Raw genomic sequence first — 15,289 nt, forward strand, 5'->3', positions numbered from 1 at the left:
CGGAGAGGCCCAATCATCACGCCACCAGCCGCATCACGCCGCCAGTCAACTCACGCCGCCAGTCAACTCACGCCGCCAGTCCCTTGGCCAGCTCCATGGCCTGCCGCTCGAACAGGCGGCGGTAGAGGCCGCCTTCCCGGCGGACCAGAGCGTCGTGGTCGCCCTCCTCCACGATGCGGCCCTTGTCGAACACCATCAGGCGGTCGAGGGAGCGCACGGTGGAGAGGCGGTGGGCGATGACGAGGGTGGTGCGCCCCACCATCAGCCGCTCCATGGCATCCTGGATCGCCGCTTCCGATTCCGAATCAAGGCTGGAGGTGGCCTCGTCCAGGATCAGGATGGGCGCATCCGCGAGGAAGGCCCGGGCGATGGCGATGCGCTGACGCTCGCCGCCAGAGAGCTTCACGCCCCGCTCGCCCACCAGCGTGCCGTAGCCGCGCGGCAGACGGTCGATGAAGTCGGCCGCATTGGCCAGCTCCGCCGCCCGCCGGATTTCCTCGAACGAGGCATCCGGCCGGGCATAGGCGATGTTCTCCATCAGCGAGCGATGGAACAGCACCGGCTCCTGCTGCACCACGGCGATGGCGCGGCGCAGGGAGCCCTGCGTCACGTCCCGCACGTCCTGCCCGTCCACGGTGACGCGGCCGGCGGTCACGTCGTGCATGCGCTGGATGAGCTTCACGAACGTGGTCTTGCCCGAGCCCGAATGCCCCACGAGGCCCACCCGCTCCCCCGCCGGAATGGTGACGGAGAGGTTCTCGTAGAGCGGCTTGGCGTGTCCGCCATAGTGGAACGTCACGTTCTCGAACGCGATCGTGCCGTCCGTCACCTTCGCCGGCACAGCCTGCGGGGCATCGGAGACGCCGACGGTCTGGTGGTGGATCTCCACCAGTTCCTCCAGCTCGTTCAGGGAGCGCTGGAGATTGTGGACGTGCATGCCGATGTCACGCAGGTAGGAGTGGATGACGAGGTAGGAGGTGAGCACATAGGCGACATCGCCCGCGCTCGCCTGCCCCCGATGCCACAGCACCAGCGCCGTGCCTATGATGGACGCCTGAAGCGCCACCAGCGCCAGAAGCTGCGCCGTTCCGGCCCAGGTGGCCGCCATCCAGGTGCGGTAGGTGCGGGCGTTCCACTTGCCGAGCACCCGCGTGAGCCGCTCCTCCTCGCGGGTCTCCGCGCCATAGCCCTTCACCACGGCGTTGCAGCCCACCGCATCCGCCAGCACGCCGCCGACGCGGGTGTCCCACGCATTGGAGAGGCGCGCCGCCGGGGCGACGTAGTGGACCGACAGGGCCAGCGTGAGCCCGATGAAGGCCACCGCCCCCACCGCCACCACGGCGCCCAGCACCGGCCAGTTCCAGCCGAGCAGCAGCGCCGTGCCGCCCAGCGCCACCACGGAGGGGAACAGCGCCACCAGCAGGGTGTCGTGCAGCACGTCGAGGGACCACATGCCGCGCGAGATCTTGCGCACGGTGGAGCCGGCGAAGGTGGAGGCGTGCCAGTCGGACGAGAAGCGCTGCACCCGCGCGAAGGCATCCGCCGCCAGGTCCGCCATCATGCGCAGCGTGAGCCGCACGATGATGAAGTAGGTGACATGCCGCGCGCTCACCATCGTCACGCCGAGGCCGACGATGGCGAGGAAGGCCACGGTCGCGAGATGCCAGGCCGTCTCCCGGTCGGCGAGCGACAAAGCGTCGATCAGCCGGCCGGCGAACAGCGGCACCAGCACTTCCGCGAGGGTGGAGACGAGGACGGCGGCCAGGGTGGCCGCGATGATGCCCTTCCGCTTTGCCCAGTGGGCAAAGAGGAAACCGAAGATGGCGCGGAACGACAGCCCGCCCTTGTGGGTCTGGAACAACGACATGACACGATCCGGCCGCGCCGCATGGGGCGCCAAAAGCCGGTCCCTGATTGGAACGGGAACGCGCGGCGCGCGACGCCGCGAAGGGAAGAGGACGGGGCGCGTCAGCAGCCCCCACCCCGCGCATCGGCGCAGGCGGGTGGCGGACTGCGGGCCCCTGGATGTCCGAAAAGCTAGCGGCGGGAGCCGGGCTGGCGGGGAATCACATCCGTGCAGTGGGCGCGGCGCAGAATGCCGCGCGGCACGGACGGGGCTGAGGACATGGTGTTGCTCATGGACATAACCCCTCCCTGCCGGAATGTTGATCCCGCGCGGCCCCGGAGCGGGGCGGCGCCTGCAGTATGGCCGGCCGATCTGCCGCGGACCAGACCCTTTCGCAGGCGGCCATCAGACGCTAAGGTCGCGGCGCTTTTTTGGACAAGCATGGGCGGAACCATGGCGGACACCGGCATTCCCCACTTCTGCAACGACCTCGGCGTCACCGTCATCGAGGTGGGCAGCAAGGAATTCATGTGCATCGGTGCGAAGCCGCCCTTCGACCATCCGCACATCTTCATCGACCTCGGCGATGACGACGAGCACGTCTGCCCCTACTGCTCCACGCTCTACCGCTACGCCCCGGCGCTCGCCCCCGGCGCGGCGAAGCCGGAGGAGTGCGTGTGGCACGACGAGCCGGTGGCCAAGTCCGCCGCGTGACGCGCCGGCCCGGTAACGGCCCTGCTCACAAGACAAGCGGCCTGACCGCCGCAGAACACCTCCCCGGCCTGATGCTCCTTTAGACGCATCTTGGGCCTGACCGAGGCGGCCTGATCGCCGCCGCAAAGAAAGACTATCCGGCCGGCTCCTCATTGGAGCCGGGTCCAGCCATGGCCGATCCCATCCCCTTCCGGGCGAAACCCCGCACCGCCGCGCGCAGCGCCGTGGTGGTCGGCGCGGGTATCGGCGGGCTCGCCTGCGCCATCGCCATGCGCCGCGCCGGCCTCACTGTCCAGGTGGTGGAACAGGCGCGCAAACTGCGCGAGGTGGGCGCCGGCCTCCAGCTCACACCCAATGCCACCCGCATCCTGCGCGATTTCGGCCTGCTGACGCGCCTCGAACAGGTGGCGGTCACGCCGCGCTCCCTCGACGTGCGCAGCGGCGCCAGCGGCGCCACCATCACCCGCGCCCATTACGGCCCGGCCGCCTCGCGCTATGGCGCGCCCTTCCTCGTGGTCCACCGCGCCGACCTGCAGAACCTGCTGGCGGAAGCCGCGCAGGCCGAGGGCGTGCTGATCGCGCTCGGCTCCGAACTCACCGCCGTGGAGCCCGCCTTCGGCGGCGTGCGGGCGGTGGTGAAGCAGGGCGAGAACCTCATCGCCCACGGCGCGGACATCCTCGTCGGCGCCGACGGCGTGCGCTCGGCGGTGCGGGCGCATCTCGGCGTTGCCAAGCCCCCGGTGTTCGCCCAGCGGCTCGCGTATCGCGCCACCATTCCCGTGCCGGCCCGCCATCCGCCGGACGTGCGGCTCTACATGGGGCGGGACGCGCATCTCGTGGTCTATCCGGTGAAGGGCGGGGCGACGCTGAACCTCGTCGCCATCGTCAAGCACACCGAGCCGGTGGCCCGCTGGAGCGCGCCGGGCGACGGCGCCGCCGTCCATGCCGCCTTCGCCGACTGGGCGCCGGAGGTGCGCGAGCTGCTGAAGGCCGCGCCGCATTTCCTGTGCTGGGGCCTCTACGACATCGATCCCCTGCCCCGCTGGAGCACCGGGCGCGTGACGCTTCTGGGCGATGCCGCCCACGCCATGCTGCCCTTCCTCGCCCAAGGCGCGGCGCAGGGCATCGAGGATGCGGCGGCGCTCGCCCGCGCGCTCCAGAAGGAGACCGACGCCGCCACCGCCCTCAAGGCCTACGAGACCGAGCGGCTGGGCCGCACCGCGCGCATCCAGTCGGAAGCGCGGCGCAACGGCATGGTCTACCACCTCTCCGGCGCCCCCCGCCTCGCCCGCGATCTGGTGCTGCGCCGGCAAGGCGCCGCGCTGCTCGATCGGTATGGGTGGATTTATCGGGCGTGACCTAAGCTCGCGCACTGCGAAATCGTCGAACCACCTTCTCTGATTTTGCGTGTCATCTTTTCGCGTGTCATCGCCCGGTTCATCCGGGCGATCCACCCCGCCGCCTGCGCGCTGTCCGTGGGGATTACCCCAGCCCATCCGTGGATCGCCCGGACACGCCGGGCGATGACGGCGCTTTGGGGGAACAGCCCCTCTCCCCCCGAACCGCCCGTGCCCCCTCTCCCCTTGCGGGAGAGGGCTGGGGTGAGAGGTGTGGCGTCCTTTGTCCCGGCGCCTCCCAAGCCTAGCCAGCCCGCTCATCCCCGGCCCCTCTCCTGCGAGGGGAGAGGGGAAGAGGGAAAAGGGAAGGCCAAGCGGCGCCCTCACGCGGTGATGCTCTCCCTTTTCGCGTGTCATCGCCCGGTTCATCCGGGCGATCCACCCCGCCGCCTGCGCGCTGTCCCTGGGGATTACCCCAGCCCATCCGTGGATCGCCCGGACACGCCGGGTGATGACGGCGCTTTGGGGGAACAGCCCCTCTCCCCCCGAACCGGCCGTGCCCCGTCTCCCGCCCGAACTCGGCTGTTGCCGAGTTCAGTTCGTGAAGGGCGAAGTCGGCAACAGCCGACTTCGCGGGGAGAGGGGAGGCATCCCCCCCCCGCTGGACCTTCCGCGCGGGCCATGCTATCCGCCCGCCTTTCTCGTGAGGGACTTATGGGCCTTCGGCTTCAGCGACGACGACAGGGCACGGAGCGCATCCGCGCACGCGCCGTCACGCCTGCCTGAAGCCGGCCCGCCGAACTTGCGGGCCTTCCGCCCTGCCCTGCGAGTTTCTCCCCATGACCGAGCTTCCCCTCTCCATCGCCGTCGAGACGGCGGCCGACGATGCGGCCATCGACCGGCTGCATGAGCGCACCTTCGGCCCCGGCCGGTTCGCCCGCACCGCCTTCCGCATCCGCGAGCAGACCGGACACGAGCGCGCGCTCTCCTTCACGGCGCGGGTCGGCACCATGCTGGTGGGATCGGTGCGGCTCACGCGCATCACCATCGGCGGCACGCCCGCTTTGCTGCTCGGCCCGCTCACCGTGGAGCCGCCGTTCCAGTCGGTGGGCATCGGCGCGCGGCTGATGGAGCACGCGCTCGACGTGGCGCGCCAGCAGGGGCACCGGCTCGTGGTTCTGGTGGGGGACGAGCCCTATTACGCCCGCTTCGGCTTCCGCCGCGTGCCATTCGGCCAGGTGACGCTGCCCGGCCCCGTGGACCCCGGCCGCCTCCTCGTCTGCGAGCTGGCAGACGGCGCCTTCGCCGGCGTCGCCGGCATGGTGAGCGGTGCGCGCTGACACGCGACGGTTACGCCCTTGGTCTAAGGCACAACTGGCGGGGCGGCTCTCGCTCCGGTAGCGTGGTCACGAGATGCGAAACGGTTCGTCAGGTTTCTGAACAGCCAGGGGAGGACGGCGCCGCCACGGTGCCGGCCAATGCGTTCCCGCGCGCCGCATCCGCGATGGAAGAGGGAGGAAGGACGATGACGTCTTCGATCATGCGGCATTCGCGCGCCTTGCTGGCGGCGGCGGCGATCGGCGCGCTGCTGACGGGCGCGGCCCGGGCCGACGACACCACGGTGAAGCTCGGCGTGCTCAACGACATGTCCGGCGTCTATGCCGACATCTCCGGCCCCGGCTCGGTGGTCGCGGCGCAGATGGCGGCCGAAGACTTCATGGCCAAGAACAAGGGCTTCAAGGTCGAGGTCGTCGGCGCCGACCACCAGAACAAGCCGGACGTGGGCGCCTCCATCGCCCGCAAGTGGTACGACCAGGAGAATGTGGACGCCGTCATGGACGTCACCACCTCCTCGGTGGCGCTGGCGGTGAGCGACATCACCAAGGAGAAGAACAGGATCTTCCTCGTCTCCGGCGGCGGCACGTCCGACCTCACCGGCGCCAAGTGCTCGCCCAACACGGTCCACTGGACCTACGACACCTGGGCGCTCGCCAACGGCACCGGATCGGCGCTCACCAAGCAGGGCGGCTCGCCGTGGTTCTTCATCACCGCCGACTACGCCTTCGGCGCGGCGCTGGAGCGCGATGCCTCGGCGGCGGTGAAGGCGGCGGGGGGCAAGGTGGCGGGCAGCGTGAAGCACCCGCTCTCCAACACCGACTTCTCCTCCTTCCTGCTGCAGGCGCAGTCCTCCGGCGCGAAGGTCATCGGCCTCGCCAATGCCGGCAACGACCTCATCACCGCGGTGAAGCAGGCGTCCGAATTCGGCATCACCCAGGGCGGCCAGCAGCTCGCCGGCCTGCTCATCTTCTCGTCCGACGTGAAGGCCCTCGGCCTGCAGGCGGCGCAGGGCCTGGTGCTCACCGACGCCTTCTACTGGGACCTGAACGACGACACCCGCGCCTTCTCCAAGCGCTTCGGGGCCAAGTTCAACGGCAAGATGCCCACCAGCGCCCAGGCCGGCGTCTATTCCAGCGCCATGCACTATCTGAACGCCATCAAGGACGCCAAGACCAAGGACGCGCCCAAGGTGATGGAGCAGATGCGCGCCACCCCCATCAATGACCCGCTGTTCGGCAAGGGCGAGATCCGCATCGACGGCCGCGCCATCCACCCCATGTACCTGCTCAAGGTGAAGAAGCCCGCCGACAGCAAGGGCGAGTGGGACCTGTTCGAGGTCGTCTCCACCATCCCCGCCAACGAGGCCTTCCGCCCCCTCAAGGACGGCAACTGCCCGCTGGTGAAGTAAGCCCAAGGCGGCCCCGCCGCCAATCCCGACCGGAAAGGCTCTCCCTCGCGGGAGGGCCTTTTTCTTTGCCACCGCCATGTGAAGCTGTATCTTCAAGCAACAACACGCCAGGCGGGAGCGACCATGCGCATGATTGCCTCGCTCGCGCTCCTGCTGATCTCCACCGGGATCGCGCGAGCCGAGATCGTCCGCTCCCCCACCAACTGGCGGGTGGACCCGGCTCCGTTCCGCACCGACAAGGACGCGAACACCAGCATCAGCGGCGCCGCCTGCGCCACCGGCACGTCCACCTGCCTCGTGGTAAACGACGAGACGCGCTTCGCCCAGTTCTTCACCCTCGGGACCGGCACCATTTCGCCCGGCGCGGTCATAGGACTGCTGCCGAAGAAGGTCGACGGCGCCCGGATGAAGGAGCTTGACGCCGAAGGCGCCGCCTATGTGCCGCCGAGCACGCCGGGCGCGCCCGGCCATTTCTACGTCACCGGCTCCCATGGCGCCTCGCGCGAGAACGGCGTGCAGCCGTCGCGTTTCTTCCTGCTCCGCTTTCCCGTGGATGCCGCCACCGGCCTGCCCACCTTCGCCTTCGGTCCCGGCGACCCGCCGCGCGAGATCCAGCAGACCTCCGCGCTACGGGCGGCGCTCGCCCGCCTGCCGGAGATCGGGACCTATGCCAAAAAGCCGCTGGATGAGAACGGCCTCACCGTGGAAGGCTTCGCCATCCTCGACGGCGAAGCCCTTTTCGGGCTGCGTGCGCCGTGCATCGGCGGTCGGGCCTTCGTGGTGCGCGCCCCGCTCGATCCGCTGTTCTCGGGCGCGCCGGTCACCGCCCGGACGAGCAGCCTTGCGATGGGCGACAACACCGGCATCCGCGACCTCGCAGCCGTGCAAGGCGGCGTCCTGATCCTCACCGGCCGGAGCAATGATGCGCGGCGCGGAAAGACCTATTCCTGCGAGCGCCCCGTCTCCGACACGGCAAACGACGCCATGGCCGGCGTGCCGGACGCCAAGGTCTGGTTGTGGAGCGGCAAAGACGCAGACGCGCCCCTTCTGCTCGGCGCCTTGCCCGGCGTGTCCACCGGGATGAAGGCCGAGGGCCTTCTGGTGCTCGCGGAAGACGCGGCCGGCTATCGCATTCTCGTCTGGTTCGATGGCCCGCCGGACGGCGGGCCCCTGGAATTCACCGTGACCCGCCCTGCGGCCGGCAAGTAGGTGACGCCGGCGATCCGGCTTCGAGCGCGCCTCCCGCAGGCGCGCCCGTGCCCCCTCACCCCTACAGCAGCGCGGCCGCCGCAAACACCGCGACGATGCCGAGGTCGGAGACCATGGCGATGGTCTCGGTGCGGTTCTTCTCCGGCCGCAGGGCGTGCTTCACGCCGGCGAGGAGATAGAACAGCCCGCCGCCCACCGCCGCCGGCACGAGGAAGGACGGAAAGGCGAGGGAGAGCAGGCCGAGGGCGCCGAAGGTGATGTTGGCGAAGCCCAGTTCCTGCACGATCACCTGCGCTTTCGGATCTGAAATCTCGAAAATGGTCTCAGCCGTGAAGGCCGGCTGCGTCACCTGCTTCACGCCCGCCAGCCCCAGCCGCGCCCCGACGCCCCAGACCACGAACCACTTCAGCACCAGAGGCGCCAGCGCCCCGCCCGCCACCAGCGCCTCGACGAGGATACTCGCGAGCGGAGCGATCAGCATCAGCACGAGGATGGCGGCGAGATACATGGGGTGGGCTCCTCCGGAAAAGCCAAATGGCGTTTCTCCACCGTAGCGAACGCCGCCCTGATTTGCTGCGTCATCCCCCGCCTCGTGCGGGGGATCCACCCTGCGGCCGGGCAGGCTCCACGGTATGGTAGCGCCGGCAAACGGCGAAGTGGATGGCCCGGACGAGCCGGGCCATGACGGCAGAAAAGCGACTGCCTCAGCCCAAAACGAAGAACGGCGGGCCGAGGCCCGCCGTCCGTTCAGTCTCGTCCCTGGAAGAACCGCGGATCACTCCGCCGCTTCGACCTTATCGGGTTTGTCTACGCGGCGGATCACTCCGCGGCTTCGACTTGGTGGCGTCTCGTCGAACCGCGGATCACTCCGCGGCTTCGACCTGCGGGCGGCCGCGGGCGAGGCGCTCGCGCTTGAGCAGTTCGGCGACTAGGAAGGCGGTTTCGATGGCCTGCTCGGCGTTGAGGCGCGGGTCGCAGAAGGTGTGGTAGCGGTCGCGCAGGTCCTCGTCCGAGATGGCGCGGGCGCCGCCGGTGCATTCGGTGACGTTCTTGCCCGTCATCTCCAGATGCACGCCGCCGGCAAACGTGCCCTCGGCCGCATGGATGTCGAAGAAGGAGCGGATCTCCGACTGCACCCGCTCGAACGGGCGGGTCTTGTAGCCGGAGGCCGCCTTGATGGTGTTGCCGTGCATGGGATCGCACGACCACGCCACGGTGCGGCCTTCCTTCTCCACCGCGCGGATGAGGCCCGGCAGGTAATCGCCCACCTTGTCGGCGCCGAAGCGGCAGATCAGCGTGATGCGGCCCGCCTCATTGTCCGGCTGGAGGATGTCCAGGAGGCGGATGAGGCCTTCCGGGGAGATGGACGGCCCGCACTTGATGCCGATCGGGTTGCGGATGCCGCGGAAGTACTCGACATGCGCATGGTCCGGCTGGCGGGTGCGGTCGCCGATCCACAGGAGGTGGCCGGAGGTCGCGTACCAGTCGCCCGAGGTGGAATCGACGCGGGTGAGGGCCTGCTCATAGCCCAGCAGGAGCGCCTCGTGGCTGGTGAAGAAATCCGTCGTCCGCATTTCCGGGTGGCTCTGCGGATTGATCCCGCAGGCGCGCATGAAGTCGAGCGCCTCGGTGATGCGGTCCGCGAGTTCCTGGTAGCGCGAGGACTGGGGTGAATCCTTCACGAAGCCCAGCATCCACTGGTGGGCGTTCTCCAGATTGGCATAGCCGCCGGTGGCGAAGGCGCGCAGCAGGTTGAGCGTCGCCGCCGACTGGCGGTAGGCCTCGATCTGGCGGCGCGCGTCGGGCACGCGGGCAGCTTCCGTGAAGGCGATGTCGTTGACGATGTCACCGCGGTAGCTGGGCAGGGTCACGCCGTTCTCGGTCTCGGTGTCCGAGGACCGGGGCTTGGCGAACTGCCCGGCGATGCGGCCGACCTTCACCACCGGCGAGCCGCCGGCGAACGTCAGCACCACCGCCATCTGCAGGAAGACGCGGAAGAAATCGCGGATGTTGTCGGCCGAATGCTCGTCGAAGCTCTCGGCGCAGTCGCCGCCCTGCAGGAGGAAGGCTTCGCCGCGGGCTACCTTGGCGATCTCGGCCTTCAGGCGGCGCGCCTCACCTGCAAAAACGAGCGGGGGGTAGGAGGCGAGCTTCTGCTCCACCTCTTCCAGCTGCGCCTTGTCCGGATAATTGGGCATCTGGAGGCCGGGATAAAATCGCCAGCTATCCGGACGCCAGCCTTCGGCGCGGCGGGAAGCCTCGGCGCCAGGGACGGGAGCGGACTGCGGGCGGGTCACCATTTGACTCTCCATTTGCATAAGGCCGGCCGGTTCTCCGGTCCGGTCCGTCCCGCTGGTGCGCCTCCGGCGTTCCTCTTGTGTTCGCGGGATCGGAAGGCGGGCTTATACACGAAGCCCGTGCGCACCGAAAGGATGCGGCGCAACAGAGCCGGCGCCCCCGCCCGCTGACGCGACCGTGATGGATCGAGGCCCTCGGCCGACTTCTTTCCCTGGCGGAATGGCGCAAGGATCGGCCCCGGCCGTCCTGCGTTCCCGGTCTCACGGCGAAGGAGCCTTCCATGATACTCGCGCGGACACCGACACCGCGAACCGTTCGAACCCCTGCGCGTGCCGCCGGCGGTGGGCGTGCCGTCCGCCGCACCCTTGCGGCGGCGCTCGCCCTCTCGCTGCCGGCCGGCCTCGCCTTCGCCCATCACGGCTGGGGCAGCTACGACACGGCCAAGGCCTTCACCATGACCGGCCCGGTGCAGCACCTGGAATGGGCCAATCCCCATGCCCACCTCACCATCAGCCACGACGGCGCCACCTGGGAGGCGACCCTCGCCCCGGTCTCGCGCATGACCGCGCGCGGCCTGAGCGCGGAGATGATCAAGGCCGGCACCACCGTGAGCGTCTACGGCTATCCCTCCACCCGCACCCCCAATGAGATGCGGGCCGAGCGCATCACCGTGGACGGCAAGACGGTGGAGCTGAGATAGGCGTGGACGCGGCTTTTTCCCTCGCGGCCGCGATCGAGGCCTCGGCCTTCGGGCAGGCGATGCGGGCGAGCATTTGGCTCTATCCGCTGGCGAACCTCGTGCATGTGCTCGGCGCCGCCTTGCTCGTCGGCGCGTCCGCCACCTTCGACGTGGCGGTGCTGCGGGGCGACCGCGCCTCGCGTTTCGTGCTGCGGGCGGGCATTCCGCTGGCCGCGCTCGGGCTCGCGCTCCAGATCGTCACCGGCGTCGCGCTGTTCGCGGCGGAAGCCGGACCGCTCATGCGCAACCCGGCCTTTCTCGCCAAGCTCGCCTTCATCGCCGTCGGCGTCGCCAACATCGCGGTCTTTCACGCCGTTCTGAACCCGCGCGCGCAGCGGCCTTTGCCTAAAGGGGCGCGGGTCGCGGCGGCGGTGTCACTCCTCGCGTGGGCCGGTGCCCTTCTCCTCGGACGCGCCATCGCCTATGTGTGACGGCCCGTGGCGTCCCCCGCCATACCGTCCGAACGTGTCTGTTGCGGGACACGCCAACGCCCGAGCCTGTCATGTCACAGCCCCATCGCGCGCCGGCGCCGGCCTCCGCTTCTGCCGCGCGTCCGCGCGCTCCCGCCCCCGGACAGCCCGGCTCGGTCGGTCCCGGTTTCGTGGAGTTCGTCGCGCTCATCGCCCTGCTCATGGGCATGACCGCCTTCTCCATCGACAATCTCCTGCCCGCCTTCGGCGCGATCCAGGCCGACTTCGGGATGGAGAATCCCAATCACGTGCAGGTGATGGTCTATGCCTATCTCATCGGCATCGGCGGCGCGCAATTCTTCTACGGCCCCATCTCGGACGTGCTGGGCCGCCGCCCCATCCTGTTCGCGGGCCTCGCGATCTATGCGCTGGGCAGCCTGCTCGCCTTGTACACCCGCGACTTCAACGTGCTCATCATCGCCCGGCTGATCCAGGGCATGGGTGCGGCGGCGGGGCGGGTGCTGGCCGTCGCCATCGTGCGCGACCGCTTCGAGGGGCGCGACATGGCGCGCATCATGTCGTTGAGCATGATGGTGTTCCTCACCGTGCCCATCATCGCGCCGGCTCTGGGCGGCCTCATCCTGCTCCTCGGCTCGTGGCACCTCATCTTCGTCGCCATGCTGCTGCTGGCGGTGGCGCTGTTCGCCTGGTTCGGCCTGCGCATGCCGGAGACGCTGCATCCGGAATATCGCATCCCCTTCTCGCTGCGCTCCATCGGCAAGGCGGCGAAGCTGACGCTCACCACGCGCCGCTCGGTGGGCTATGCGGTGGCCATCGGGCTCATGATGGGCTCGCTGATGGCCTATGTGGGCTCGGCCTCGCAGGTGTTCCAGACCGACGTCTACCGCCTCGGCAACCTGTTCCCCATCGCCTTCGCGGCGGTGGCGGGCATCATGGCGGTGGCGTCCTTCCTCAATGCCAGCCTCGTGCATCGCATCGGCATGCGGCGCCTCTCCCACGCCGGCATCCTCGGCTTCATCGCCGCCGGGGCGCTGATGGTGGCCTCGAGCCTCATCTGGGACGGCAAGCCGCCGCTGATCCTGTTCTGCGGCCTCGTGGCGGCGGGGCAGTTCCTGTTCGCGCTCACGGTGCCGAACTTCAATTCCATGGCCATGGAGCCGCTCGGCGCGGTGGCGGGCACCGCCTCGTCCTTCATCGGTGGGTTCACGACGCTGCTGGCTGCCGTGCTGGGCTTCATCGTGGGAAGCCATTTCGACGGCACCGTGATGCCGCTGAGCCTCGGCTACATGGTGCTGGGCGCCATCGCGCTGGTGTTCGTGCTGTGGGCGGAGAAGGGCAAGCTGTTCAGCCACCAGCATTAGCGCCGGCTGGGATAGGGCTGCCCTGCGGCATGGCTGCCCTGCGCCGCCAGGGCGACGTGCGTCGGCGAACTGTCCGCAAGGCGTGGTAAAAGAGGCGCCGACACCGACACGCTTGCGTCATTCCGCGCCTGCGGGATCGACCGATCAGGAGCCCACAGGAGCCCCGATGCCTCAGCTCTCGCCCGAAGGCCAGGCGGCCATCAACGCCATTTCCCAGCGCACCGGCTTCAGCCCGGATGCGGTGACCTCCATGCTGTTCTCGGTCATCGCCGGCAACGGCACCATGGCCCAGTTCAACCATCCCGAATTCGGCGGCTCCGGCCAGTGGATGGCGGGTGGGATGACCATGGTCTCCGACATGTTCAACAATTACCTCAAGGGCCGCGTGGACGGCCTGTGCAGCGAATTGTCGAACCTCGTCGCCAGCCAGCCCGGCCTCACCCAGAGCGGCAGCTTCCAGTCGCAGAGCCAGGGGGGCGGATATTCCGGCAGCGGCCAGTGGCAGACGAACGGCGGCGGTGGCTTCGGCGGCAACATGGGCGGGAGCACGGGCGGCAACCAGCCCAGCCTGTTCGTGCCGCAGGCCTCCGGCGGCTTCAACTGGTGGCCGGCCGATCTCGGCCAGCCGGCCAGCACCGGCGCGCAGAATGGCGTGCGCTACGCCTACTTCCCCGGCGCGCGCCGCCTCGCCATCGATCTCAACGGGCAGGTGACGGTCTATGACAGCCTCGACCACCAGATCGGCGGCTTCTCCCAGCAGCAGGGCGGATCGGGCAGCCTCACCTTCACCAGCCAGTACGGCACGGTGTTCGTCTCCAGCCTGCCCATCGTGAGCGGCGCGCCGCAGGCCCCCGCTTACGCGCCGCAGGCCCCGACCTATGCCCCGCCGCCGCCCGCCTACGATCCGCCGCAGCAGCAGCCGCAGTCGTTCGGCAATGCCCCGCCGCTGGGGCAGAACGAGGTGATCTCGGCCATCGAAAAGCTGGCCGACCTCCACGCCAAGGGCATCCTCAGCGACCAGGAATTCAGCACCAAGAAGGCCGAGCTGCTCAGCCGGCTGTGAGGGGGCGGGGCCCTCCGCTCCGCCGTCACCCGAACTGCCGTCGCCCTCCGGCCTGATCGGAGGGCCCATCCCTCCGCCGGCACCAGCCCGCGAAGTCCAGGGACAAACGGCGCCCTGGGTCCTCCGGTCGAGCCGGAGGACGACGGTGACAACAGTCCTCTTCGATCACGGCGCCTTCGTGCGCAGCGTCACCAGCTCTTCCGCCGCGGTGGGATGCACGGCGATGGTGCGGTCGAAATCGGCCTTGGTCGCCTTCAGCCCCAACGCCACGGCGGCGAGCTGGATCATCTCGGCGGCGGCATCGCCCATGATGTGCACGCCGAGCACCTGGTCGGTCTCGCCATCCACGATCAGCTTCATGAAATCGCGCGTCTCGCGGCCGGAGAGGGTCGCCTTCAGCGGGCGGAAGCTGGTCTTGTAGATGTCCACCGGCCGGCCGGCGGCCCGCGCCGCCTCTTCCGTGCAGCCCACGGTGCCGATCTCCGGCTCCGAGAAGACGGCGGTGGCGATGAGCGAATGGTCCACCGTCCACGGCTTGTTGCCGAACACCGTGTCGGCGAAGGCGTGGCCCTCGCGGATGGCCACGGGGGTGAGGTTGACCCGGTTGGTGATGTCGCCCACCGCGTAGATGGAGGGCACATTGGTGCGGCTGTGCGCATCCACCACCACCGCGCCAAGCTCGTCCAGCGCGACGCCCACGGCCTCGAGGCCGAGATTGCGGGTGCTGGGAATGCGGCCGATGGCGAGCATCACCTCGTCGACCTCCACCTCCGAGCCATCCGAGAGCACCACGCGCTTGCCGCCGGAGACGGCCTCGATGGAGGCGAGGGTCTTGCCGCTGACGAGCTTGATGCCGGCGCGGGCCATCTCCATCTCCAGATGCTCGCGCACCTCCATGTCGAAGCCGCGCAGCACCTTGTCGCCGCGATAGACCAGCGTCACCTCGGCGCCCAGCGAGCGGAACAGGCCGGCGAACTCCACCGCGATATAGCCCGCGCCCTGGATCAGGATGCGGTCGGGGAAGCTCCTGAGGTTGAACGCCTCGTTGGAGGTGATGGCCAGCTCGCAGCCGGGAATCTGCGGCCCGAGCGCGGGATGGGCGCCGGTGGCGAGCAGGATGTGGCGCGCCGCCACCTCCTCGCCCGTCGCGAGGATGCGCACGAGATTCGGCCCCGCCACCACCGCGCGGGAGGCGACGACCTCCACCCCGGCGGCCTCGGCATTGCGCTTGTAGATGCCCTCGAGCCGGGCGATCTCCTTGTCCTTGTTGGCGACGAGGGTCAGCCAGTCGAACTCGGGCGCGCTCACCCGCCAGCCGAAGCCGGCCATGTCGTCGATGTCGTGGGCGTAGCGGCCGGCATAGACGAACAGCTTCTTGGGCACGCAGCCGCGGATGACGCAGGTGCCGCCCATGCGGTACTCCTCGGCCATCATCACCTTGGCGCCATGCTGGGCGGCGATGCGGCCGGCGCGCACGCCCCCCGAACCGCCGCCGATCACGAACAGGTCCACCTCGCGCTGTGTCATATGTCGGCTCCCGCCAGA

13 protein-coding genes are annotated in these 15,289 nt (G+C 69.4%); 9 read left to right on the forward strand and 4 right to left on the reverse strand.

Going from position 1 to position 15,289, the window contains the following annotated elements:
- Positions 1–67: 67 nt before the first annotated feature.
- The gene (locus tag V5F63_RS16025; protein ID WP_394100898.1) at positions 68–1,867 is read right to left on the reverse strand and encodes an ABC transporter ATP-binding protein; all 1,800 of its coding nucleotides are present in this window, start codon (positions 1,865–1,867) and stop codon (positions 68–70) included.
- A 432-nt stretch (positions 1,868–2,299) separates the two neighbouring features.
- Here V5F63_RS16025 and V5F63_RS16030 point away from each other — a divergent pair, with 432 nt between their 5' ends.
- The 5 genes from V5F63_RS16030 to V5F63_RS16050 all read left to right on the forward strand — a co-directional run bounded on the left by V5F63_RS16030 (position 2,300) and on the right by V5F63_RS16050 (position 7,852).
- Positions 2,300–2,560, forward strand: a complete 261-nt coding sequence (locus V5F63_RS16030; protein WP_394100966.1) for a zinc-finger domain-containing protein — start codon at positions 2,300–2,302, stop codon at positions 2,558–2,560.
- A 170-nt stretch (positions 2,561–2,730) separates the two neighbouring features.
- On the forward strand, positions 2,731–3,918 hold the full coding sequence (locus tag V5F63_RS16035; protein WP_394100897.1) for an FAD-dependent monooxygenase: 1,188 nt from the start codon (positions 2,731–2,733) through the stop codon (positions 3,916–3,918).
- Between the two features lie 818 nt (positions 3,919–4,736).
- On the forward strand, positions 4,737–5,237 hold the full coding sequence (locus tag V5F63_RS16040; protein WP_209483803.1) for a GNAT family N-acetyltransferase: 501 nt from the start codon (positions 4,737–4,739) through the stop codon (positions 5,235–5,237).
- 185 nt (positions 5,238–5,422) lie between these two features.
- Complete coding sequence (locus V5F63_RS16045; protein WP_245327187.1) at positions 5,423–6,643, forward strand: ABC transporter substrate-binding protein; 1,221 nt, start codon at positions 5,423–5,425, stop codon at positions 6,641–6,643.
- A 123-nt stretch (positions 6,644–6,766) separates the two neighbouring features.
- Positions 6,767–7,852 (forward strand): DUF3616 domain-containing protein, encoded by a 1,086-nt coding sequence (locus tag V5F63_RS16050; protein WP_209483805.1) that lies wholly within the window; start codon positions 6,767–6,769, stop codon positions 7,850–7,852.
- Between the two features lie 61 nt (positions 7,853–7,913).
- On the opposite strand, the gene V5F63_RS16055 is transcribed toward V5F63_RS16050, so the two are convergent.
- Positions 7,914–8,360 (reverse strand): DUF6790 family protein, encoded by a 447-nt coding sequence (locus V5F63_RS16055; protein ID WP_394100896.1) that lies wholly within the window; start codon positions 8,358–8,360, stop codon positions 7,914–7,916.
- A gap of 355 nt (positions 8,361–8,715) precedes the next feature.
- Positions 8,716–10,152, reverse strand: coding sequence for a class II 3-deoxy-7-phosphoheptulonate synthase (locus tag V5F63_RS16060; RefSeq protein WP_209483809.1), 1,437 nt, complete (start codon positions 10,150–10,152; stop codon positions 8,716–8,718).
- Between the two features lie 278 nt (positions 10,153–10,430).
- Between V5F63_RS16060 and V5F63_RS16065 the strand changes: the two genes are divergently transcribed.
- The 4 genes from V5F63_RS16065 to V5F63_RS16080 all read left to right on the forward strand — a co-directional run bounded on the left by V5F63_RS16065 (position 10,431) and on the right by V5F63_RS16080 (position 13,744).
- A complete protein-coding gene (locus tag V5F63_RS16065) occupies positions 10,431–10,850 on the forward strand; it encodes a DUF6152 family protein (protein ID WP_394100895.1) in 420 nt (139 codons plus the stop codon).
- Between the two features lie 2 nt (positions 10,851–10,852).
- Entirely contained in the window at positions 10,853–11,320 is a 468-nt protein-coding gene (locus tag V5F63_RS16070; RefSeq protein ID WP_394100894.1) for a hypothetical protein, read from the forward strand.
- 71 nt (positions 11,321–11,391) lie between these two features.
- Positions 11,392–12,681: a multidrug effflux MFS transporter gene (locus tag V5F63_RS16075; protein WP_394100893.1), complete on the forward strand. Its 1,290-nt coding sequence runs from the start codon at positions 11,392–11,394 to the stop codon at positions 12,679–12,681.
- Between the two features lie 166 nt (positions 12,682–12,847).
- Positions 12,848–13,744 carry an SHOCT domain-containing protein gene (locus V5F63_RS16080; protein ID WP_209483815.1) on the forward strand — a complete coding sequence of 299 codons (897 nt, stop codon included), beginning with the start codon at positions 12,848–12,850 and terminating at the stop codon, positions 13,742–13,744.
- 165 nt (positions 13,745–13,909) lie between these two features.
- Here the strand turns inward: V5F63_RS16080 and gor are convergent, their stop codons facing one another.
- A complete protein-coding gene (gene gor / locus V5F63_RS16085; protein WP_209483817.1) occupies positions 13,910–15,271 on the reverse strand; it encodes a glutathione-disulfide reductase in 1,362 nt (453 codons plus the stop codon).
- Between the last annotated feature and the right edge of the window lie 18 nt (positions 15,272–15,289).

Origin of the sequence: Xanthobacter wiegelii, assembly GCF_043193855.2 — a bacterium.
Taxonomy (GTDB): Bacteria; Pseudomonadota; Alphaproteobacteria; order Rhizobiales; family Xanthobacteraceae; genus Xanthobacter; species Xanthobacter flavus_A.